The 21,872-nt window shown below is 56.5% G+C and carries 18 protein-coding genes and 1 tRNA gene; 4 read left to right on the forward strand and 15 right to left on the reverse strand.

The genetic code is table 11. The features are described from left to right. On the forward strand, positions 1-638 hold a 638-nt coding region (locus tag Z946_RS0101160), incomplete at its 5' end, for an IS3 family transposase (RefSeq protein WP_025053918.1). 331 nt (positions 639-969) lie between these two features. Here Z946_RS0101160 and Z946_RS0101170 read toward each other — a convergent pair. The 5 genes from Z946_RS0101170 to Z946_RS0101190 all read right to left on the reverse strand — a co-directional run bounded on the left by Z946_RS0101170 (position 970) and on the right by Z946_RS0101190 (position 7,871). Further along, on the reverse strand, positions 970-2,172 hold the full coding sequence (locus tag Z946_RS0101170) for a GIY-YIG nuclease family protein (RefSeq protein WP_025053919.1): 1,203 nt from the start codon (positions 2,170-2,172) through the stop codon (positions 970-972). Then, positions 2,162-4,381, reverse strand: coding sequence for a DEAD/DEAH box helicase (locus Z946_RS0101175; protein WP_025053920.1), 2,220 nt, complete (start codon positions 4,379-4,381; stop codon positions 2,162-2,164). The genes Z946_RS0101170 and Z946_RS0101175 overlap by 11 nt, the downstream gene beginning before the upstream one ends. Continuing rightward, positions 4,353-4,694 (reverse strand): BrnT family toxin, encoded by a 342-nt coding sequence (locus Z946_RS0101180; protein WP_081780750.1) that lies wholly within the window; start codon positions 4,692-4,694, stop codon positions 4,353-4,355. The genes Z946_RS0101175 and Z946_RS0101180 overlap by 29 nt, the downstream gene beginning before the upstream one ends. Beyond that, on the reverse strand, positions 4,691-7,285 hold the full coding sequence (locus Z946_RS20310; RefSeq protein ID WP_241461283.1) for a class I SAM-dependent DNA methyltransferase: 2,595 nt from the start codon (positions 7,283-7,285) through the stop codon (positions 4,691-4,693). The genes Z946_RS0101180 and Z946_RS20310 overlap by 4 nt, the downstream gene beginning before the upstream one ends. 510 nt (positions 7,286-7,795) lie before the next feature. After that, a tRNA-Thr gene (locus Z946_RS0101190) sits at positions 7,796-7,871 on the reverse strand. A 226-nt stretch (positions 7,872-8,097) separates the two neighbouring features. Here Z946_RS0101190 and Z946_RS0101195 point away from each other — a divergent pair. Beyond that, positions 8,098-8,973, forward strand: coding sequence for a hypothetical protein (locus tag Z946_RS0101195; RefSeq protein ID WP_025053922.1), 876 nt, complete (start codon positions 8,098-8,100; stop codon positions 8,971-8,973). Between the two features lie 10 nt (positions 8,974-8,983). Here the strand turns inward: Z946_RS0101195 and Z946_RS0101200 are convergent, their stop codons facing one another. From Z946_RS0101200 to Z946_RS0101245, 10 genes are all read right to left on the reverse strand, one after another. Continuing rightward, positions 8,984-10,900, reverse strand: coding sequence for a beta-galactosidase (locus tag Z946_RS0101200; RefSeq protein WP_025053923.1), 1,917 nt, complete (start codon positions 10,898-10,900; stop codon positions 8,984-8,986). Then, on the reverse strand, positions 10,897-11,766 hold the full coding sequence (locus tag Z946_RS0101205; protein WP_025053924.1) for an SMP-30/gluconolactonase/LRE family protein: 870 nt from the start codon (positions 11,764-11,766) through the stop codon (positions 10,897-10,899). The genes Z946_RS0101200 and Z946_RS0101205 overlap by 4 nt, the downstream gene beginning before the upstream one ends. Continuing rightward, on the reverse strand, positions 11,763-12,368 hold the full coding sequence (locus Z946_RS0101210) for a 2-dehydro-3-deoxy-6-phosphogalactonate aldolase (RefSeq protein WP_025053925.1): 606 nt from the start codon (positions 12,366-12,368) through the stop codon (positions 11,763-11,765). The genes Z946_RS0101205 and Z946_RS0101210 overlap by 4 nt, the downstream gene beginning before the upstream one ends. Beyond that, a complete protein-coding gene (locus tag Z946_RS0101215; RefSeq protein ID WP_025053926.1) occupies positions 12,365-13,270 on the reverse strand; it encodes a 2-dehydro-3-deoxygalactonokinase in 906 nt (301 codons plus the stop codon). Before Z946_RS0101215 ends, Z946_RS0101210 begins: the two co-directional genes overlap by 4 nt. 2 nt (positions 13,271-13,272) lie before the next feature. Beyond that, complete coding sequence (locus Z946_RS0101220; protein WP_025053927.1) at positions 13,273-14,043, reverse strand: SDR family NAD(P)-dependent oxidoreductase; 771 nt, start codon at positions 14,041-14,043, stop codon at positions 13,273-13,275. Positions 14,044-14,131: 88 nt separating this feature from the next. Next, positions 14,132-16,216, reverse strand: coding sequence for an alpha-galactosidase (locus tag Z946_RS0101225; RefSeq protein ID WP_025053928.1), 2,085 nt, complete (start codon positions 16,214-16,216; stop codon positions 14,132-14,134). Continuing rightward, positions 16,213-17,061: a carbohydrate ABC transporter permease gene (locus tag Z946_RS0101230; protein ID WP_025053929.1), complete on the reverse strand. Its 849-nt coding sequence runs from the start codon at positions 17,059-17,061 to the stop codon at positions 16,213-16,215. The genes Z946_RS0101225 and Z946_RS0101230 overlap by 4 nt, the downstream gene beginning before the upstream one ends. Next, positions 17,061-17,414, reverse strand: coding sequence for an MmcQ/YjbR family DNA-binding protein (locus Z946_RS0101235; RefSeq protein ID WP_025053930.1), 354 nt, complete (start codon positions 17,412-17,414; stop codon positions 17,061-17,063). The genes Z946_RS0101230 and Z946_RS0101235 overlap by 1 nt, the downstream gene beginning before the upstream one ends. Continuing rightward, positions 17,414-18,328: a carbohydrate ABC transporter permease gene (locus Z946_RS0101240; protein ID WP_025053931.1), complete on the reverse strand. Its 915-nt coding sequence runs from the start codon at positions 18,326-18,328 to the stop codon at positions 17,414-17,416. Before Z946_RS0101240 ends, Z946_RS0101235 begins: the two co-directional genes overlap by 1 nt. A 116-nt stretch (positions 18,329-18,444) precedes the next feature. Beyond that, entirely contained in the window at positions 18,445-19,662 is a 1,218-nt protein-coding gene (locus Z946_RS0101245) for an ABC transporter substrate-binding protein (protein WP_241461285.1), read from the reverse strand. Between the two features lie 200 nt (positions 19,663-19,862). On the opposite strand from Z946_RS0101245, the gene Z946_RS0101250 reads away from it, so the two are divergent. Continuing rightward, complete coding sequence (locus tag Z946_RS0101250) at positions 19,863-20,687, forward strand: IclR family transcriptional regulator (RefSeq protein ID WP_025053933.1); 825 nt, start codon at positions 19,863-19,865, stop codon at positions 20,685-20,687. Next, positions 20,684-21,742 (forward strand): ABC transporter ATP-binding protein, encoded by a 1,059-nt coding sequence (locus Z946_RS0101255; protein ID WP_025053934.1) that lies wholly within the window; start codon positions 20,684-20,686, stop codon positions 21,740-21,742. Before Z946_RS0101250 ends, Z946_RS0101255 begins: the two co-directional genes overlap by 4 nt. The last annotated feature ends 130 nt before the right edge of the window (positions 21,743-21,872 follow it).

Genomic DNA, 21,872 nt, shown 5'->3' on the forward strand with positions numbered 1-21,872 from the left:
TGATGAAGGACATGGATATACAAGGCATCATTCGAGGCAAGCCACACAGAACGACGATCCCCGACAAGAAGCAGCCCTGTCCGTTGGACAAAGTGAACCGCCAGTTCCGGGTGCCCGCACCGAACATGCTGTGGGTCAGTGATTTCACCTACGTCGCAACCTGGAAGGGGTTCGCATATGTCGCTTTCGTGATCGATGCCTATGCTCGGAGGATCGTTGGCTGGCGCGTCAGCACTTCCCCTCACGCCGGTTTCGTCCTTGATGCATTGGAACAGGCGGTCCACGAACGTCGCCCGGTCAAAGGCATGGGGCTGGTACATCACAGCGACCGAGGCAGCCAATACCTGTCCATAAAATACACCGAAAGATTGGCGGAGGCGGGTATCGAACCTTCTGTGGGCAGCGTCGGTGACAGCTATGACAACGCCCTCGCCGAAACGATCAACGGCCTGTTCAAAGCTGAGGTCATCCACCGTCGCGGCCCGTGGCGCAGTTTCGAGGCCGTCGAATACGCGACACTCGAATGGGCAGACTGGTTCAACAACCGCCGCCTGCTCGAGCCTATCGGAAACATCCCGCCCGCAGAAGCCGAAGCAAACTTCTACGCAGCTCTGGAAACTGAACCCGTGGCCGCGTAACTAACCGAAATCAGCCTCCGGCAAACCCGGCGCGGTTCACATTCATTACCGATTGAACGTCGTCGATCTCCATACCTAGGTTCTGGGCGGCTTCTTCAGCAAGAGTTTTTTCAGTAGTGTCATCCATCAATTTGTGATCCTTTTCTCCGACTACTCCACTTTCCTAACTATAGGGGCGGACCACTTCAAAGGGGGAGGCTCACCCCATGAAAAATGGGGGATTACCCCAGGATCTACACTGATGATCGCATTTATTTGACCTTTTGAGAGTTGAAATTCCCAAAACCAAATTCAAAAGGCATCCGATGTTTGAAAGCAACCCGAACTCATTTCACAAATCTCGCCCTTTGCCATCTCCAAAGCTTAGCGTCAAAGATGCACTTTTCGGATCATACGACATACCTTTGATGGACCCGTTCCTGATTCGCTCTACAGCTTCGTCGATGGCAAACAACGGCACCAAGAACCACTCTCTTGGCGAGATAGGATGGCCAAAGCGGTCTTTGATTTCGATGTCCATCCGTGCTGCTTCGAAGATTCGATGCAACATGTTTTCCAGCTTCACTCGATTGATGTTGTAAAGCTCATAGGTTGTGACGATCTCTACATCGGCCATCAGGAAGGTGGGGTCCAGTTTGGCGTTGGCGATACGGCGTTCTACGCTCCCACCTGTCACACCGATCTTGTGCAATAAGTCATGATTGGCAGTCACAACTGGCAATTTCGATTTGCTGCGCAGAACGTAGATAATGCCGCTTGCTTCATCACCATCGGCGAAAACATCCGTGAATAGCGGACCAGCGGTCGGATCACTGATTGTCCTGCTGGATTTGTCTTTGTTCATCGCCCGGTGCAAGGAGCGCGTCAAGAGATTGCTTTCGGTGCCATTGTCGAAAACGACACGGAGTCGCGCGTCCCAATCACCATAGTCCTGTTTGAACGTTTCACCTACCTCAGCCACATAGGCTTTCTGGCCCGACAGGATATAGAAACGACCAGCATCAATCTCTGCGCTGGTTTCGGGCGGGCGTGTTGTACGCAGACCTGCATCAAGTTCGCTTTGAACCTTTTCGAACAACGGTTTGAACTTGTCGAAATCCGCACATGTTTCACGGTTTGCTATCTCTTCCGCAGCCCGCTTCTCCGCCACTGGACGTACGTGTTTGAGTTCGGTGATGTCGGATGCAACTTCGTCTAGGTCTTCCAAATCCGAGGCCAGTGCATCCAGATCAATGGCACCATCAACGTCACTGGCTCTGGAGGCTTCATTTAAGAGGCCCTGGTGGTCGTTAGGCCGTAACAGGGCCACATATGTAGGATTGCCAGCCAAACGCTCCAGACGGACAGCATAGAGCCTCTCGAAGATATCCACGTCATCACCGTGGCGTGGCGGGTGGCCTGCTTGTTCATTGAACCGTTGGATATCTTCAAATCCTGCAATCACACGTTCATCAACGGCGGAACGAGCGACAGGTTTATCCTCTGTCGCAAATTCAGCCAAATCATCTGCAAGGGCATCGAGATCATCTGTCATAGCGGCCCTCTTTGCGGAAACGCATGAACGCTGTCGCCCCTTCGGCCATAAGTTGTTCATATGGGTCGGCTGCTGTCATTGTCGGAGAGCGTCCGTTCTCTTTCTTGAAGCGACTAGCACGTCTGGCCCATGTCAAAGCGTCTTCTGGGGTGATCGGGCTGCGTTTAGCCGAGATCACTGAAGCAACCTGACGGAGGCTTTCTTCGTTCATTGATTTGGCGAGGATGTTGTATGCTTCGCCAAATGGATTGATCGAGTCGATAAGATCGATATCCAAATCCCTCACATCCATGGCAAATTTGCGTACACCATCGATCAGTGCCGTATTCGCCGATGGCTCCCTCTCATCCTGGTCCAGGACGGCTTTCTTCGCCTGTTGGGTTAGGTTCATCGCAGCTACAGCCCGTTGACGCACAGCCTCCACATCGCCCTCTTCTAGCTCGGGATAGCGGTCTTTGATAATCTTACCCATCCGAACAACAGTCAGTTCTTCGGGCACAAGTTCCTCATCGAACAACCCACGTTCAACAACTGGTTTGTCCTGCACAAATGCTGTGATGACCTCATTCAAGTCTTCCTGACAGACGCGTTCGGCCTCTTTGGTCTTAGGCTCGACAAGACCTTTGATCTCGATCTGGAATTGGCCGCTGTCCTCATTAAAGCCGACATTGGTCTTTTCGGAATCATACCCACCTTCACCATACTCGAAACCGGGCTCGGCTTTTGACGCTGTAGTTTTGGGCGTGAAGTTGAACCGTGGGGCAAGCACCTGTTCCATCAACAGGCTGGCAGCAATGGCTTTTAAGGTATCGTTGATCGCTTCTGTAACTGCACCTTCGGATGCATCGGGCTCTGCGATTAGGTTGGTGAACCGCGAATGGGTCTTGCCCTTAGCATCACGCGTCGCTCGCCCAATGATCTGGACAATCTCGGTCAAGCTGGCTCGGTAACCCACAGTCAGAGCGTGTTCACACCAAATCCAGTCAAAACCCTCTTTGGCCATGCCGAGTGCGATAATGATATCTACGTGATCACGATTGTTCTTCTGTTTGGGGTCTTTTAACGCTCGGGACACCCGCTCCCGTTTGATAGGATCATCGTCAACCAAATCCGCGATCTTTAAAACGCCGTTATCGACGGTCTTAACTAGGTAGAATCCGGTGTCTGGGTCCACTTCGATGTCCAGATCGTCTCCACCAGCAAGAGCATCAATGATGTGATCGACCTCTTTGTGTTTGTCGCCCGTGCTTTCCCGGGCGTTGACGTTGGGGATGTGCAGGATGGTTTTCTCAGACGGTTTCAGGACTGCAAGGATGTCGTCGGCGTAAGACCCTGTGTAAAAGAAGTAACCAATATCTAGCGTCTTTAGATGCTCATACCCGTTCAATTGCTCGTAATAGGTATATGTCACTGTATCGAACTTGGACTCGTCCTCAGGCGACAGTACAGCTTCAGCATCCCCACGGAAGTAGCTGCCGGTCATCGCAACGACATGCACCCTGTCACGGGCAATCAACTGACTCAAATGGGCACCCAGCTTGTTATCGGGGGTGGCACTGACATGATGGAATTCATCCACAGCGATCAGGCGATCATCGAACACGTCGATCCCGAAGCGGTCCACGGCAAAGCGGAACGTAGCGTGGGTGCAGATCAGAATGCGATCATCGCTTTCGAGAAAACGGCCAACGGCACCAACCTTGCCATCGTCACCACCGGGAACATCGCACAGGTTCCACTGAGGCTGGACGGTCCAATCAAAGTCGAACCCAAAATCTGACAGCGGCTCATTGTTAAAGCTGGACCCGATGGACTTCTCTGGCACCACAACGATGACCTGCCTCAGCCCTTGGTTTTCCAGCTTGTCCAATGCAATGAACATCAACGCCCGAGACTTACCAGATGCAGGGGGCGACTTGATCAGCAGATACTGTTCCCCACGCCGCTCATACGCCCGCTCCTGCATGGCCCGCATCCCAAGCTCGTTGGATGTGGTAGAACGACCAGTTTGCTTATAGGCCATCGTCACGGCTGGGATGTGGAATTTCCCCCGTGGCTCGGCAAAACCTTTCGGTGAACCCTTTGGCTGCAACCGCTTCTTCTTGGCCTTCATGAAAAAGGATTCGTCCCGCTCAGGCATATCAGAGAGGTCAATGTCTTGATCACGGATCGCTTCGATCTCAATGATACGTTTTTTTGAAATAGACATCAAAGTTACTCCTTTCATGCGAGGTTGCTTTTCGGGCACTGATCAAACGATATGCTCCGCCTCGGTCAGTATGTACCACACATAAGATCAACGGGGCGTTTCCGTCAGGACCCAATCGCCCGATACTAACTTCACGAAGCTCCCCGACCGAGCTTTCATCCTCGGCTGTAAGTGTTTCGTTCTGGAAAATCTCGGCGGCGTCTTCAAATGAAATGCCGTGCTTCTTTTGGTTCTCTAAATCTTTGTTTGTGTCCCATTCAAAGGGCAGAACGCCGCTGCCATCATCAAGGATCAGGTCGAAAGCTGCCTTCATTCAACAGGCACCTTTGTAGTCATCTTCGTATACATTTCGAACAGTTTTTGGAGGCGTTCGGTGTCGTTTTTGAAACGTCTGCCCATATAGATGCGTTCGATAGTGTCGTCGTTGCGGTCGTGGGCGGCGCGGAGGTTTTCGGGCATGGCGTCTGGTTTGTAGAGGTCGGCGATGGTGGCGGGGAAATGCGCCTCGCGGGCCAGCAGGATATCCTCGGCGCAAGCCGTCAGGTCGGCCTTGTTCTTTTCGGTGAGTTTGGGGACGGGGAAGGTATTCCAGCCGAGGGTGTTAGAGTAGCGATAGTCGGTCTTCAGCTTGCCGCAGACTGTGGCGATCCAAACCAGATGGATACGGGAAGCGATGAGGGCCATGTTCCAGAGCGGGGCGTCGTAGAGGGCGAAGGCAAGGTTAGTGACCGTCGATTTATCATCCAAAAGGCCGACAGGGAGATAATCGCGGCTCTCTGATGACACACATGGCATCGCAATCGTTTGTTGCTCTCCAATGTTCATCTCACGCATTTGATGGCTTCTCTTCGCCATCTCATTGGCACTTTTGTCTTTGCTACCAAGACGCATCTTTTCAACACCCTCAATACGCGCAGCGATGGTTGGAATGCGTTTAGCATCGTCAAGGTTCTTGTCTTCAATCCACAGGACGTATCGCACTATGCCGCGAATGAACTCAGCGGACCCATAAATGCGACGAATGAACGTCTTTTGTTGTGCAGCGGTTAGACCAAGCTCATCGACCTCAGTTTGGTTCAACAACAAATTGCCGCCATCATAAGGCATGTTGCCCCGCAGCATTTCTGCTTTGCCGCTCAGCGGACGCATAGCTTTCTGGATCGAAACGGATTTACCGCCAACCAAATAGGCATTCAGGTTCGCAACCTCTTTGACCAGAGTTTCACCGTCCTCATCGACCGAGAACAACTGTTTCTCACGTCCCGCCACATTCGTAATCGCCACAATGGCCACTGTCACACCCGCGTTGTGGCTGGCCAGATTGGCCCATTTGAATGACGTATGAGCAAAGGTGATCTCATGCCCGTCCCTGAACAGAGCAGGCCAAAGGATAGGGACTTGCTGTCCCTGACAAATTGAGTTGGTCGTAACAAAAGCGCTGACTGTCGGCGTGTGCAGCGCATAGTCCGCCGCCTTCATGAACCAGCCCGCCACATAGTCCAGTGATTTCCAGCTTTTGACACGGCCATCAAAGATGCGGCCCATGTCCTCTTTCTGTTCACCAGATTGCCAGGTCGATCCCAGATAAGGCGGGTTTCCGCAGATATAGGTCTCGCCCCCCTCATTCTCGAAATCAATCGCGGCTTGCTCTAGCGGGGTGTCGAACAGATCGTCGGAGGTCAGCTTCACCCCCTTACCTGTGGGCGGGCACACGTCCAGCCAGTCCAGCCGCAGGGCGTTGCCTTGGGTGATCCAGTTCTGCGCATCCAGCGGCAGGAAGGTGTCCCGTGCGACCTTGGGCCCACGGTAGAGCACATCGCATTGATACTCCGCGATGATCAGGGCCAGACGGGCGATCTCGGCGGAGAAGTCCCGCAGTTCAACCCCGCGAAAGTTCTGGATCGAGATGTCGGAGGCGCGGTCGTCCTCGCCCCGCCGTTTGTTGATCTCGAACTCGATCTCGCGCATCTGTTTGTAGGCGATGACCAGAAAGTTGCCCGACCCGCAGGCGGGGTCGAAGACGCGGATGTTGGACATGCGTCTGCGCATGTTCAGCAGCTTTTGCGGGCTGTCGCCCGCGCGGTCCAGGTGGTCACGCAGATCATCGAGGAACAGCGGGTTCAGCACCTTCAGGATATTGGGCACCGAGGTGTAGTGCATCCCCAGCTTGGAGCGTTCCTCCTCATCCGCGACGGCTTGGATCATGGAGCCGAAGATGTCGGGATTGATCTGGTCCCACGGCAGCCCGCCAATCTGGATCAGATAGCGTTGCGCGATAAGCGAGAAGTGGGGGACTTCCTTGGAGCCTGAAAACAGCCCCCCGTTCACATATGGGAACTGGTTGGCCCAGTTGGGCAGGTTCGCGGTGGCACGGTCCTTGATGGGCGTGTCCATGGCACGGAAGAGTTCGCCGATGACCTCGTGGGTGTTGGACCCGTCGCGCTTGGCGAAGGTGTTGACGGTGCTGGTGAACAGGTTCTCGCCCACCAAGATGTCCGTGTCCTCGGCGAAGAACAAAAAGATCAGCCGTGCCATGAAGTGGTTCATGTCGTGGCGGCGTTCGGCGGTGCCCCATTCTGGGTTGTCCGACCGCAGAGTGACGTAGAGTTTGTTCAGCCGCAGGGTGGCCCGCACATCGAACTCGGATTCGGACAGTTGCTTGGTTTTGGACAGGCCCGCCAGTGGCCAGAAGAACACGAAGCGGTTGGGTAAGTCGGTGTAGCTACAGGCGATCACATCACCCGATTGCAGGTCTTCTGCTTCGATCTGTTCGCCATCAGTGGCCAGTACAAAACGGACCTTGTTACGTTTGGTTTGGGTGGCTTTGCTGTCCTTTAGAGTAGTCAGGGTTTCGGGGACTTGGCCCGTCTCGCAGGTCTTGATGTGGATCGAACCCGATTGCAAGACTCCATCAATATCAGATTTGTTGGACGTGCCCTTTCGTAGCTTTTGGACCTTGCAGCAGAATTGTCGAAGCATTCAAGGAAGACATAGGGAAACTCTGATCCGTCGTATGACTGATCAGCAAGATCCGAGATGGCTTGTTCAATTTCAACGGCGTTCATGAGACTGCCCCATTAGATCGTCAACCATGGCATCGTATACCGATGGACAAAAGTGCTGCCCGTGGTCTTGGGCGCAGGAGGAGTCATGAATTGCATCTCAATCCAGTACAAGTATCAGCTTTTAGCTTCTCAGTGATGTGCAGCATAAAAGTAGTTTCTAATGACCCTGAACAAAGCGATTTATCTGCCTTCGTCAAACGTCAGGCGGGGAGGGCCAATCATTGCAGAGGTGCTAGATCTTGCGAGTTTGTCCCCCATGTGTCCCCCCAGTGTAAGATTAAGAGGACAAAGAAACAACTCAACTACAATCGTACATGAGATAAGTAACTGACTTGAGGTATAAATTTAATGGTGCCCCCACACGGACTCGAACCGCGGACCTATTGATTACAAATCAATTGCTCTACCAGCTGAGCTATAGGGGCAGGTACTCGCGTAAGTGAGAACCTTGTCGCCAGCAGCGCTTGTCTGTCGCGACGTTGGCGTTCTTTAGTAGATGATGATTCAGGATGCAAGCACTCTTGAACACAGATTTGCATGATTTTTTTCAGTTTCCCAAAACGACACGCTCCGGCCTCATTTTGATGTTTTACACCCAGCTCCAGAGGCTGTATCCACCGCCTGATCCGAACAAGCGCAGAGTAGTGTCCTATGCAGTTGATTTTGCACACCGGAGCCCATTACACCGAACAGGAACGGCTCATTAAATCGGTCCTGCGCAACAAGGAAACCTTCAGCCAGCGTGGCGTGGTTGTTCCTGGGCCCAACAGCTATCGCGGTATTATGCGCGACACCTTGAATGCAATGTCACGCAGCCCCGCATCCCCTGATGCGCGCGCGGTGTTGCTGGATGTTATGCTGGATGGCACGCCTGCAGACAGGTTGATCCTGTCCGATGCCAATTTTTTCCGCACAGCCGGCACAGCGATCCAGCGCGGCGTACTATACCCAGCCGCTCCTGACCGCATGGCGAATATGGTATCGCTTTTTCCGGATGACGAGATCGAGATCTTTCTAGGGCTGCGCAATCCGGCGACACTGATTCCCGTCCTCTACGATAAGTCCATCGATCAGGCACCGGATGCATTCTGGGCAGGGCGGCGGCCGCAGGACATCCAGTGGTCCGATACAATATCACAGATACGTGCCGCAGCGCCGTCCGTTCCGATCACTGTCTGGTGCAATGAAGACACGCCTTTGATCTGGTCACAGATCATACGCGACATGGCCGGTATTGAACACCATGACAAGATCGCTGGTGGCTTTGACCTTCTTATGTCGATCATGAGCAAGGAAGGGATGGAGCGGTTGCGTGCCTACATGCACAGCAATCCCGAGATGACCGAGATGCAAAAGCGCAGGGTGATCGGCGCGTTTCTTGAGAAATTCGCGATTGATGAAGCGATAGAGGAAGAGCTCGACATGCCCGGCTGGACCGAGGCTTTGGTGGACGAGCTGACCGATCTTTACGATGAGGACATGCTCGCCGTGCAGCGACTGCCGGGCGTCACAATGATCTCACCGTAGGCCAGACGCCCTATGCTTTGTCAGAGGGCAGGGGCCACCACGCGACACCTGCGGCTTCAATCTCGCGGCCTTCCCATAGTGTCGTTTCAGGTGCGTAGTTGAAAGCAAACCGGTGCGTCGCGGTATCTCGCAGGCGCAGGCCATCCGGCAGGGCGGTCAGTGTCAGGTTTGTGCAGATGAGGGACACCAAACGGTCCCACAAAACTGTGTCCGGCCATCCTCCAAGATAGTGAAGCGGACCGGCGGCAGTCAGGACCGCAGCGCCATCTTTCCCATGCATCAAAGCCTGTGCCGCGCCCTCCAGCGTTTCTACCCAATGGACAATCGCACCGCCGCCCTCGATCTGACGGGTGATGTTTGGCGGCAGGCTTTCCACCTTTACGACAGAGGTATCCAGATCTGGGATGCCGGGGCCGAGTGGTAGTGCTGTCGACAACTCCTCCGTCATCAGATTGCTGCGCGGGCCTATCAGGCAGGGAACGTTTGCCTTGCTCAAGGCATCCATCAACGTTTGTGGGATATGCGCGAGGCCGGGTGCAAAAAGGGCGTTATAGCCAGACAAAGCTTCCGCATCAGTATCGGGCGACAAAATGTCCACCGACAACCCCTGACGGCGCAACGCTCGATAGCAATCGAAGACAAGACGGAAATAGTCGAAATCCGCGCCTTGTGGCAGGGTCTGCCACGCCCAGTCAGACGCATAGTCAAAAATCAGGGCCACCGGTGCTACTTTCTGCGCTACATCCGGCATCTGCTCCAGCTCTAGAGCGACCTGTGCTGCCTCCGACAAACCCTGCGCGGCCACGTCATCCGGACGCAGCAGACCCGCGTGCATCTGCTCTTGCGCGAAAGGAGCCTGACGCCAGCGGAAATAGCTGACGACCTCTGCCCCGTGGGCAAAGGCTTCCCACGACCACAGCCGTACCATCCCGGGCAAAGGGGCAGGGTTGTAGGGTGCCCAGTTTACCGGCCCGGGTTGCTGCTCCATCACCCACCAGCGCCCGTTGTTCATGGCACGGTAGAGGTCATGGTGAAACGCCTGCATGTCGGGATCACCCTGTTGCAGATAGCGGGCCTTGTGCGCCGCATCGCCTTCAAGGCGGTCTGACAAAAAGCCGATCGGGTAGCTGTCCCATGATGCGATATCGAGATCCCGGGCGACGGCGAAATGGTCAAACTCCAGCACGCGGCCCATGTAATTGTGAATAAGCGGCGCGTCGGTCAGAGGCCGTAGTGCTGTCACCTGTGCGGCGTTCCATGACGCCACCTGATCGGAGGCGAAACGGCGAAAGGCCAGCTCATGGGCCGGATTAGGCTGGGTTACTGTAAGGTTGGGCAGGTCAACCTCGTCAAAATCAGCATATTCCATTGACCAGAACACGTTGCCCCACGCACGGTTAAGCGCATCTACGCTCTGATAACGCTGTGCCAGCCAGTCACGAAAGGCGTGGCGCGCGGCATCCGAATAGCTCAGCACCGTTTCGTGGCAGCCATATTCGTTGTCTATCTGCCATGCGGTAACACGGGGGTCGCGGCCATATCGTTTGCCCATCATTGCCGCCATATCTGCCGCCGCTTTGCGGTAACCGGCGTGGCTATGACAGTAGTGCCGGCGCGAGCCAAACTTGCGGGGCTGACCGCCAGCATCTACGGCGAGCATGTCGGGAAATCGTTCCAGCATCCAGCGCGGCGGGGTGGCCGACGGCGTACCAAGAACTACCTTTAGACCGGCATCGGCGAGAACTGCAATCGCAGCATCAAGCCAGTCAAAGTCATACACGCCCTGTTGCGGTTCCAAACGGGACCATGCGAATTCGCCGATGCGGACCCAGGTAATCCCCACATCTGCCATCCGCTGCGCGTCCAGCGCCCACATCTCTTGTGGCCAGTGTTCGGGGTAGTAGCAAACGCCCAGCGATCGTTTCATAGGAGCACCCGTGGCTCTGCCACACCTTGCGCTACATCATGCAGCACGAAGGTTTGTCCGTTCAAAGGTCGTTTTTGCATGTCACTGTCGTTCAGGCCGGTGGTGGCAGATGTCAGATAAAGATCACGCAGCAGTGGTCCGCCGAACGCAGGGCAGGTTGGCTGGCGGGCAGGAACGTCAATGCGGCAGATCTCCGTGCCGTCGGGGGCAAAGCACACCACGCAAGCTGCGCCCCACATGGCGACCCACAGGTTTCCCTCCGCGTCTGTCACAGCGCCATCAGGGTTCAGGCGCTGGCCTTTCAGATCAGCAAACACTGTAGGGTCTCCGTCGGGCCACCCATCGGCGGCTGACAGGGGCTGTCGCATGATTTGTCCGGTGACTGTATCGGTATAGTATCCGCAGCTTTTGTCCGGTGCGAATGAGATCGCATTGCTTACTGTGATCTTGTCCTTCAGCTGGCGCAGCTCGCCCCGATAGTACCGGTAAATGGCACCGGCCTCGGGCTCTGTTTCCTTGCCCATGGAACCGATCCAGAAGCCGCCCCAAGGATCAGCCCTTCCGTCATTGGACCGTGTCACCGGATTGTCGGCATCCAGCGCGCAGACGGCGACCTTTGCGCCGCTGTCGATATTGAAGCGCCAGAGTGCAGCCTCAGAAGCGAGCAGCAGCGTGTCGCGGTCAACCCAGCCCGCCGCCGAAAAATGTGTGTCGAAACGCCACTCGAGACGCGTTTGGCCTTCTTTTTCAGGGCTTTGCGCATACAGACGCTTGCCAAGGATATCGAACCAGAAAAGCATCCCACGTTCAGGATGCCAAAGAGGACCTTCGCCCAACGCACAAACCGTCGCATCAAAAGGCGTCATTGAGCGGCGGCTTTGTAGGCGGCTACAATATCTGCGGCGCGGTGTGCAACGTCTTGCGCGGTCATGCCCGGCGCGTACAGCGCAGAGCCGAGCCCGAAGCCGTCAGCAGAGGCTTTGATCCATTCGCGGAAATTGTCCGGTCCAGCACCACCCACCGCATAAACCAAAGTGCCGTCCGGCAAGACGGCCCGCATTGCGGCCAGTCCCTGCGTCCCAGCCATCGCGCCGGGGAACAATTTCAACCCGTCTGCGCCCGCCTCCAGTGCGGCGAACGCTTCGGTTGGGGTGAAGACGCCCGGCCAGCTTTGCATGCCACGCGCTTTGGTGCCTTCGATGACATCGGTGTTGCAGTTCGGTGAAACGATGATCTGTCCGCCAGCATCCGCGACGCGGTTAACGTCATCAATCGTCAGGACGGTCCCAGCACCCACAGTCACATCATCGGGCAGGTGGCGCACCAGCGCAGCGATGCTGTCAAACGGTTGCGGGGAGTTTAGCGGCACCTCGATGGTGGTAATGCCCGCATCCAGAAGGGCAGTCCCGATGCTGGGCGCTTCGGCCGGGGTGATGCCGCGTAAGATAGCGATAAGGGGAAGCGTCATAGAGTGTCCTGTATCTGTCGGTAGGCGGCTGTCAGGCCCGCCAGTGTCATCCGCTCCGCATCCGTAACAGTCGCGGGTGCACCTTGGGTCTGAAGGGCGCGGGCATAGGGTTTTGCGGCGGCATCGGCACCGATGATCGCGATATTGGTGCCCAGCCAGTAGGGTTTGCTTGCCGCCAGTTCGGCCCCGATCAGCAGACCTGAAAGTCGTGCGCGCCCGACCGCAGGCGAGGTGCCATCCAGCAAATCGTCCGCCCTGATCGCAAACAGACGCGCAGCCAGTTTTTCTGGTTTTCCAAGTGCTTCCTCGACCGCAAAATCAAATGTGGCGTCATCCCAGCCGTCGCCGCTTACCGAATGACGCAGCACCGATTGGGAAGACAATAGCGCAAACATCTCGCCGGTCATGTAGGTCTGGAAACTGATTACCTCACCCGCGCTGATCTGGACCCATTTGGTATGGGTGCCCGGTAAGCAGATCACCCCGTCCCAATCGGTGTTGAGTGCCAGAAAGCCCGCGATCTGCGTTTCCTCGCCGCGCATAACATCCGAAGGGGTGGTCTGCCGCAGACCCGGCAAGATACGCAGGTTGAAGCGATCCGAGGTCGGTGCAACCGCACCTGTGCCTTCCAGTGGTGTGCAGGGCACTGCGCGGTAGGGCGCTTCGGCCCAGCCTTGTCGTGATCCGACCATGCCGCAAGCAAGGATCGGGGTCTGTGGTGTCACATCCCAATGTGCGACCATATCGGCAAGCGCAGGTTCGAACCCGTCGCGCGATAAGCCGCCCATGCCAGCACACGACTGAACTGTGTCGCGCACCTGTCCGCCCTGCAACGCCCAGCCGCGCAGGTTGCTTGTGCCCCAGTCCAGTCCGATCCAGTCAGGTGTGATCCTTTCAGCCATGTCTACCCCGTCGTTACCACGCCGCCATCGACGACCATGCACTGTCCGGTCATCATCCGGCTGGTATTCGATGCGAGGAAGAGTACCGCGTCGACCACATCCTGCGGAGCGAGATGCGTCTTCAGGCATTGCCGTTCCAGATGGCCTGCCAGCGCTTCTGGCGTTGCCCACTTGTCCATCTGTTTGTCCGTCAGCACCCAGCCCGGTGCCAAGGCATTGACGCGGATACCGTCCGGCCCGAATTCACGGGCCAGCGCGCGCGTCATCGCGGTGATGCCGCCGTTGGCCGCGACATACGCCGGATAGCCTGCGTTGCCCATCATATAGCTGATAGAGCTGAAGTTGATGACCGATCCTGCGCCCGTGGATTGCATCCCCGGCAGGGCAGCCTGTGCAGCAAAGAAATATGCCTTGAGGTTGATGTCGAGCAGCCGGTCCCATTCGGAGGGCGACAGATCGGCCGTGGTGTGGCGGGCGTCATTGGCGGCATTGTTGACCAGCACCTCAACGGGCCCATTGATTTGCGCCGCCTTGTCGATGCTGTCCTGCAACGCTGCCGTGTCGGTGATATCCCCTTGAATGAACAAGGGCGGGCGGCCGTGTTTCGCCTCCATCTCCTGCACAAAGTCGGTCGCGTCCGACCGCCCGATAAAGGCGACCTTTGCACCTTGTGCCAGAAATCCATCCGTCAGCGATGCCCCGATGCCGGAGCCGCCTCCGGTGATGTAGACGGATTTGCCTTTTAGATCGTGAAACGTTGCACTCTGGGTCACGTTGTTCTCCTTTGCAGGCGGGGCAGTCGATAGGGGCAGGTAGACGTCAGGTATAGCGCGGTGCAGTACGATTGCAGTTCATCTCCGGTCATAGCCGCCGTCCTTCCAAAACCCACATACTCTCGGGAAAGCTCCAAGGCAGGGTCAGGCCACTGTGCATCAGGGCGGCCCCGCTCAGCGTCACTGGCCCGTTCTTGAGAGCCTGTTGTCCACGTGACAGATGCGATGCCGACGCCCGATTGCGCAGCGATACCTCATAGAGGGCGGAAGGGTCCAGTCGGGTCAGGCGCAAGGGACGCGGTACGATTTGTGTCGAGGTGGCAGCCTTGCCTGCAAAAAGCACAAACTGTGCCCCGTCTTCGGCAAGCTGCAATTCAGCCACGACCGCTTCATCCGCGGAATCGAGCCGCAGAATATCTGCGACATACATCCAGTGACGGTTGGCCTTCCACCACTGGGTTACCTCGCGCAGTACGGCTTCTTCGCGGCTATCCAGCTCGCGCGGGTCCATCTCGAAACCCATGTGCCGCTGTGCAGCCACCCATGCGCGGAACTCGATATCGAGCGTGCGCCCCGACGTGTGGCACCGGCGCGGCCCGACATGAGAGCCGGTTACAGCGGCGGGCAGAAACAGCGCCGCGTTGTGCTGCATTTTCAGCCGCTCCAGCGCGTCATTGCTGTCTGACAGCCAAACCCGTTGTGTACGGCTCAGGATACCAAAATCTATACGCCCGCCACCGGAAGCACAGCTTTCAATCTCCACATGCGGAAAATCCGCCCGCAGGCGGTCCAGCAATGCGTAGGAACCGCGCGTCTGGGCCGCATCCGGCATTGGCAGCACGCGGTTATGGTCCCATTTGATGTAATCGACGGGATGCGCCGTAAGCAGGGCCGCGATCCGTTCATAGATAAAGTCGCGTACCTGCGGCAGCGCCATATTGAGCGCTTTCTGTTGACGGCCCAGAATCTGGTCTTCGGCGCCCAGCGCCCAGTCGGGATGCGCGCGGTGCAGATTGCTGTCAGGGTTGATCATCTCAGGCTCGAACCAGATGCCAAAAGACATGCCTGCTTCGTGTACATGGTCGATCAGCGGGCCCAACCCGTCAGGGTATTTGCGCGGATCAACCTCCCAGTCCGACAACGACGAGGTATCGTCGTCCCGCTGGCCGAACCAACCGTCATCCAGCACAAAGCGTTCCGCCCCGAGGGACGCCGCCCGTGTGGCGATCTCTTTCAGCTTTGGAATGTTATGATCGAAATAGACCGCTTCCCAACAATTATAGTGCACCGGACGGGGGGCATCGGGTTTCGCCCATGTCACGATCCGGTCGCGCAGATGACGTTGAAAGCTGACCGCGCAGCCATTCAGCCCGTCAGAAGAATAGACCGCGTAAAGCGGCGCTGTCTTGAATGTGGTCGCCGCTGCCGTTTCCATACGGGCGGCATGGCCGAACTGAATCTGGCGGCGGCCATCTGGCAGCTCTTCGGCGATCATCCGGTGGCCGCCGGACCATCCGTAGTGAAAGGCATAAGCCTCGCCGCTGGCATTGGTCGCTCCGCGGCAGGGGACAATCAGACCCGGAAAATGCTCGTGACCTGTGCGCCCCGTGCGGTTCTCGCGGTAGCGGATGCCGGGAGACCATGCGGTGCGGTTCAACTGGAACTCACCACACCAGCGGCCCGCAACGTCAATCATTTCATCCGCTTGCTGTGGGCCGGGCAGCGTGGGCGCGGCAAGCCAGTGCAGATGCAGCGGACGGTCTGATGTCAGCTCGGCCGTCATTGCGATGACGTGGGTGGCGGGATCAAGTGTGAATTCGGCGGTATAGGTCAACCGGTTGACCAGATCGGCGCAGACAATCTTTAGGCCCGTGTCGGTCTGGCTGTCATCGGCAAGCGAGAACTGCGGCAAAAGCGGTGTGCCATCTGCGTCACGCACGATAAGACCGGGCTGGCCTGGAAAACTGCGTGCGGCTTCGGGACAAATCGACAGGTCCGGATTTTCATCCAGCATGCCACCGGTCACATCCAGTTGTGTGGCTCCCGCCAGCGCCGGGAGGTCTTCCCTTTCGGGCAGGGGGGCACCCCAATAGATCACCTCGGGACAGCGCCCCTCGCGCGATCCCAGCGCCAGCGTTTGCCGCGCATCATCCAGTCGCCAGGTTCTGATCACTTCACCGCCCCCAGTGTGAGGCCCGCAATAAAGTGCTTTTGCATTAGAAAAAACATCGCCACAGGAGGCAGGGCCGCCACGATGCTGCCCGCGCTCATCAGATGATACATCGCGCGGAATTCCGAGTTAAAGGCGGTGATGCCTGCGGTCACCGGCTGGCTTTCCGGTCCTTGGGTCAGCACCACAGCCCAGAAATAGTCATTCCAGATGAAGGTGAAGATCAGCACCGAAAGGGCGGCCAGCGCGGGTTTCATCAAGGGCAAGACAACGTGCCAGAATATCTGTATTTCGGATATGCCTTCGACGCGTGCGGCTTCGATCAGCTCAAAGGGCAGGGCACGGATGAAGTTGCGCATGAACAGCGTGCAAAACCCGGTCTGGAACGCAATGTGAAAAAGCACCAGACCGGTCTTGGTGTTATAAAGCCCCATGCCCAGTGTCAGGTCGCGCACAGGCACCATAAGGATCTGAAAAGGCACAAAGTTGCCCGCCACGAACATAAAGAAAATCCAGATGTTGGCTTTGAACCGGTAGATGCCCAGCGCAAAGCCTGCCATCGCCGACAGAGCCACAGCACCGATCACGGTGGGTATGGTGATGGTAAAGGAGTTGAGCAGATAGCGTGGCATGTCAGAGTTGAAGAACACCTGTCCGTAGTTTTCCACGAAATCAAACGATGATGGCACGCCCCAATAGTTCGCATTGGTAAAGTCGGCACCGGGCTTGATCGAAAAGATCGCGACCGCAATCAGCGGCAAAAGCCAGACGATTAGTGCCAGCGGTAAAACCGCCTGATACATTGTCTTGGCAGCTGCGGGGCGTTTTTCCAATGGAGTGGGGAACATTAGATTGCCTCCCTTACCGGTAGGGCATCGCGGTCCGACTTGCGCAGGCTAGCGCGGACGATGTCGTAGCTTACTGCCAACCGGTGGCGTGCTTCTTCGGTGTCACTGCTGTCGAACGGCAGTCTCACCCATGATTTGTGGAAATAGGGCGCGCGCACAGCTGCGCTCGCCTCAATAAGCATCGCGGCAGTGTCTGTGCTGTCGGTCTTGACTGACACGCCGTTCATCTCTCCGTCGCCACCAAAACAGGCAAACATCTTGCCCCCGATCTTCCAGCTGACAAGCTCGGGTGGATGGGCCTCTGTCGCACCGGGGAAAGCGGCGCAAATGCGATCAATGTCGCTGCGGGTCATCATCGTTTTTCCTCGCGGTACATGGACCACAGGAAATAGGCGATAAAGACCATCATGATGCCGAACAGAACAACCGCAATGGCCGCACCATATCCCATGCGGAAACCGTACTCAGACAGCGCGACCTCGAACATGTAATAGGCCAGCACGCGGCTTGACCCGAATGGCCCGCCGCTGGTCATGATCGAGATCAGGTCGAATGACCGCAGTGCGCCGATGATGGTGACCACGAAGGCGATGAAAGTCGCAGGGCGTAATTGCGGCAGCACCACATGCCACAGCATGCGCAACCCCTTGGCACCGTCCAGACGGCCCGCTTCGATTTGTTCGGGGTTCACGGCATTCAGCCCCGTCAGGTAAAGGATCATGCAATAGGCGGTCTGTGGCCAGAGGCCCGCAATGATCACGCCGTAAGTGACGTATTTCTCATCACCGAGCATGTTGATGGGACCCGCCCCAAACCAACCCAGAAAGACGTTCAGAAATCCAAAAGCAGGATCATAGAACCACGTGAAAACAAGACCGACAACGACCTGGCTGATCACGAATGGGAAAAAGAACAGCGATTTATAGAGGCGAATGCCCGTCACCGTCTGGTTCAGAAAGAGCGCAATGAACAGACCGGCGGGGATGGCTAACAGGTAGAGAAATAGCCAGATGACATTGTTCTTGAGCGCGGTATAAAACGCATCGCGGTCGATGTATTCGTAATAGAGGTCTTCGTAGTTGCGCAGGCCCACATATTCCTTGGCCCCCAAACCATCCCATTCATAAAGCGACAGGTTGAAGGACTGGAAAACCGGATAGACCACGTAGAACACAAAGAACAGAATGCCCGGTGCCAAAAACAACCACGGGGCCAGCGTCTGCTGGTTGCGGTGCCAGAAACTGCGGCTGAGTGTGGGGTCTGACATGGGTGTTCCTCAGGTCAGGGTGCGACAGGTCTACAGATGACGGCAGACGGTGGGGGAGGTGCACTTGATATGCACCGCTGCGGTGCGCCCCGATCTCAGGGCGCACCGCTTGAGCTTTACTTGTAAATGCGACCGCGTGCGCGCTCCAGCTTGCCAAGAATGCGGTCCAGCTCGTCCGGCTTGACCATGAATTCCTGAAAGCCTTCCATCGCCACTTTGGCCATCTCGGCAGGGGCGTCACGGTCAAAGAACTGTGCAACGCCGCCGGTCGAGTTGTTCGACAGCATGTCAAAGCCTTCTTGCAGGAACTTGTCATCATCCACAGAAGATTTGTTGTTCACCGGCAACTGGCCAAGCGCATCGCCCGCGTTAATCAGTGTCTGGTTTTCCGCAGAGGTCACGAACTTCAGGAACGCCTTGGCGTTGTCCTTGTTCTGCGCATTGGCGGGAATGTGGAAAGTATCGGTCGGCGCGTCTTCGGCCAATTCGACATCGCCATTGATGGCAGGGAACTGGTGGAAGTCCAGCTTGCTGTCATCCAGACCCGCTTCACGCAATGGTGCCACAGCAAAGTTGCCTTTCAGGATCGCAGCCGCGTCGCCATTGGTCATGAAGGGCAGCGATTCCTGCCAGCTGTAGGCGGTGTGGTCGTCAATGAACGCACCCATGTCCAACAGCTCTTTCCAGTTGGCAAAGGTTGCTTTCACCCGCTCGTCGGTCCATTCGATCTTCCCGCCGGTCAGATCCGCGTGGAACTGATAGCCGTTGGTGCGCATGTTGAGGTAGTCAAACCAGCCCGCAGCGGTCCACAGGAATTTTGAGCCAAGCGTAAAACATTTCTTGCCGCTGTCGATTACAGCCTGGCAGTTGGCTTTGAACTCTTCCCAGTTTGTCGGCTCGGACAGCCCCAGCTCTTCGTAGATGTCTTTGCGGTAGTACACGCCCCACTGGTAGTACGTGTAAGGCACGCCCCACTGTTTACCATCCAGCGTCATCGCACCCTTGGTGGATGCCAGCTCTTCGCTCATGGTGCCTTCCCAGATGTCGGATACGTCTTCGAAAAGGCCCGCATCCACGTAAGGACGCATGCGGTTGGCTGCATACCAGTTGGCCACATCAGGCGCATCGGCTGTCAGAAAGTTGCGGATCTGGGTTTTGTACGCTTCGCGGTCGATCACGGTCAGCTGGATGTTCAGGTCGGGGTGCATTTCCTCAAAACGCTCGACCATGCCTTCCATCACTGCCCGCGGGGCAGGGTTGGACATGTCGGAAAAGATCACCAGATCGCCCGACAGCTTTGAATGCCCGTCGGCAAAGGCGCTGCCTGCCAACATGGTCGTGCCCGCAAATACAGCAAGCATCTTGGATTTCAGTGACATCATGGTGATCCTCCCGAGATCGAATTTAGTTCCATTATTTGAAACAAGGTTTTATATATTGAAAACTACACCCGACTCTGCCAGAGTTGTCAAGTGGTGTTGCTGTCCGAATGTCCGGCAAAAGTGGCAGGGGTGGCGCACGAGGGAGGATTGCAATGTCGGGTGACGGCACTGTTGGAAAAGCGATGGATGTGCTGGATCAGGTGGCCGCCTTTGGCCGTCCGGTACGCTTTGCCGCGCTGCTTGAGGCCAGCCCATTTCCAAAAGCCACGCTTTACCGGTTCTTGCAGACTCTGACCAATCAACGCCTTCTGGCATATGATCCCGATCATCAGACATATTCCGTCGGTGTCCGTCTGGTGCGCCTGGCCCACGCCGCGTGGAACCAGACCAGCATCGCCCCCATTGCGCGGCCCCATCTTGATGCGCTGAGTCATAAGATCGGGCTGACGGTCCATCTGGCACAACTCGACAACGGGCAAGTGCTGTATGTAGATAAGCGCAACGCGGCCAAGCCGGTCGAGATGTTTTCGGACGCGGGCAAGATCGGGCCGGCCTATTGTACAGGTGTCGGCAAGGCGATGCTCGCTTATCTGCCGCCCGCAGCGCAGCAACAAGCACTTGCAAAACAAAGCTATCATATCTTCACCGATCAAACGCTGGCCTCTCCCGAGGCAGTGGTGGAAGAACTGAGCAATATCGTCGCGCGGGGTCATGCCTATGACCGCGAAGAACACGAGCCGGGTATCATTTGCATTGGTGTGCCGATCCTTTCCGGGGGCGGCGTTGTTTTGGGCGGGCTGTCCATAACCGGTGCAACACCTCAGATGACCTACGATAAACTGGATGCGCTGGTGCCTGATTTGCAAAGGGCGGCAACTGCTATTGCGATTGATGTGGAGACCTGGCGCTCACCAACGCATCTGGCCCGCAGCACCGGCCGAGAAACGAACCAACACCGAACGGGGACTGAAGGATGACAGGCGTAACATTACAACGAACCGTTAAGCGCTATGGCGAGGTTCAGGTCATTCACGGCATCGACCTTGAAGTCGAAGATGGTGAGTTTTGCGTATTTGTGGGCCCTTCTGGCTGTGGCAAGTCTACCTTGTTGCGCATGATTGCGGGGCTGGAGGAGACCACCGAAGGCCAGATCAATATTGGTGCGCGGGATGTCACAAAGGCTGACCCGTCAGAGCGCGGTGTGGCGATGGTGTTTCAGACCTACGCGCTTTATCCGCATATGACGGTCGAGCAGAACATGGGCTTCGGTCTCAAGATGAACGGTGTGCCGTCGGCCGAGATCAAGAAAAAGGTCAAAGCTGCTTCGGATATTCTCAAGCTGGATGACTACCTCAAGCGCAAGCCTGCAAACCTGTCCGGTGGACAGCGCCAGCGCGTAGCGATTGGCCGTGCGATTGTGCGTGGACCGGAAGTGTTCCTGTTTGATGAGCCTCTGTCCAATCTGGACGCGGAGTTGCGCGTCGAAATGCGCGTTGAAATCGCAAGGCTGCACAAGGAAATCGGCGCGACGATGATCTACGTCACCCACGATCAGGTCGAAGCAATGACGCTGGCCGACAAGATTGTCGTTCTGCGGGCGGGGCATATCGAGCAGGTCGGCGCACCGCTCGAGCTTTACCGCGATCCCGACAACCGCTTTGTGGCGGGTTTCATTGGCTCCCCTGCGATGAATTTTCTGAACGGCAAGGTGATGGATGGCGCAGTGGCGGTGCCCGCGCTGGGACGTTCTGTTATGCCCGAGGTCAATCTGCCTATGGAAGGCACCGAGGTGATTATCGGGATCAGACCCGAACATATCGAGGTGCAGCGCGGGCAGGGTGGCCTGAACGCAGAACTGTCAGAGGCGCTGGGCGGCGTGAGCTATCTGCATTTGGGTACGCACACAGACGAACGGATAATCTGCGAAGAGCGCGGGGACGAGCGCGCACGCGAAGGCGATACCGTCGATATCGCGTTTGAACCACGCCGCGTCATGGTTTTTGACGCGCAAAGCGAGCTCCGGATCAGATAACCCCTATTTTCAAGGCGCAGCCATGCGGGTCGCGTCCTATCCACGTCTATTTACTTTAGATATAAAATATTCCCACTTGAAGCATAAGGTTTTTGCACTTAGCCTCTCTGTAACGTGATTGATTTGGGGA

It is taken from the genome of Sulfitobacter noctilucicola (assembly GCF_000622385.1).
GTDB classification, from domain to species: domain Bacteria; phylum Pseudomonadota; class Alphaproteobacteria; order Rhodobacterales; family Rhodobacteraceae; genus Sulfitobacter; species Sulfitobacter noctilucicola.

Excerpts from the sequence above, each read along its gene's own strand:
- Z946_RS0101245 (WP_241461285.1), bottom strand. The coding sequence starts at position 19,662 with ATGTTGGCAGGCAGCGCCTTTGCCGACGGGCATTCAAAGCTGTCGGGC.
- Z946_RS0101175 (WP_025053920.1), bottom strand. The coding sequence starts at position 4,381 with ATGTCTATTTCAAAAAAACGTATCATTGAGATCGAAGCGATCCGTGAT.
- Z946_RS0101210 (WP_025053925.1), bottom strand. The coding sequence starts at position 12,368 with ATGACGCTTCCCCTTATCGCTATCTTACGCGGCATCACCCCGGCCGAA.
- Z946_RS0101255 (WP_025053934.1), top strand. The coding sequence starts at position 20,684 with ATGACAGGCGTAACATTACAACGAACCGTTAAGCGCTATGGCGAGGTT.
- Z946_RS0101180 (WP_081780750.1), bottom strand. The coding sequence starts at position 4,694 with ATGAAGGCAGCTTTCGACCTGATCCTTGATGATGGCAGCGGCGTTCTG.
- Z946_RS0101205 (WP_025053924.1), bottom strand. The coding sequence starts at position 11,766 with ATGACGCCTTTTGATGCGACGGTTTGTGCGTTGGGCGAAGGTCCTCTT.
- Z946_RS0101235 (WP_025053930.1), bottom strand. The coding sequence starts at position 17,414 with ATGACCCGCAGCGACATTGATCGCATTTGCGCCGCTTTCCCCGGTGCG.
- Z946_RS0101215 (WP_025053926.1), bottom strand. The coding sequence starts at position 13,270 with ATGGCTGAAAGGATCACACCTGACTGGATCGGACTGGACTGGGGCACA.
- Z946_RS0101200 (WP_025053923.1), bottom strand. The coding sequence starts at position 10,900 with ATGAAACGATCGCTGGGCGTTTGCTACTACCCCGAACACTGGCCACAA.
- Z946_RS0101250 (WP_025053933.1), top strand. The coding sequence starts at position 19,863 with ATGTCGGGTGACGGCACTGTTGGAAAAGCGATGGATGTGCTGGATCAG.
- Z946_RS0101240 (WP_025053931.1), bottom strand. The coding sequence starts at position 18,328 with ATGTCAGACCCCACACTCAGCCGCAGTTTCTGGCACCGCAACCAGCAG.
- Z946_RS0101195 (WP_025053922.1), top strand. The coding sequence starts at position 8,098 with ATGCAGTTGATTTTGCACACCGGAGCCCATTACACCGAACAGGAACGG.
- Z946_RS0101230 (WP_025053929.1), bottom strand. The coding sequence starts at position 17,061 with ATGTTCCCCACTCCATTGGAAAAACGCCCCGCAGCTGCCAAGACAATG.
- Z946_RS0101170 (WP_025053919.1), bottom strand. The coding sequence starts at position 2,172 with ATGACAGATGATCTCGATGCCCTTGCAGATGATTTGGCTGAATTTGCG.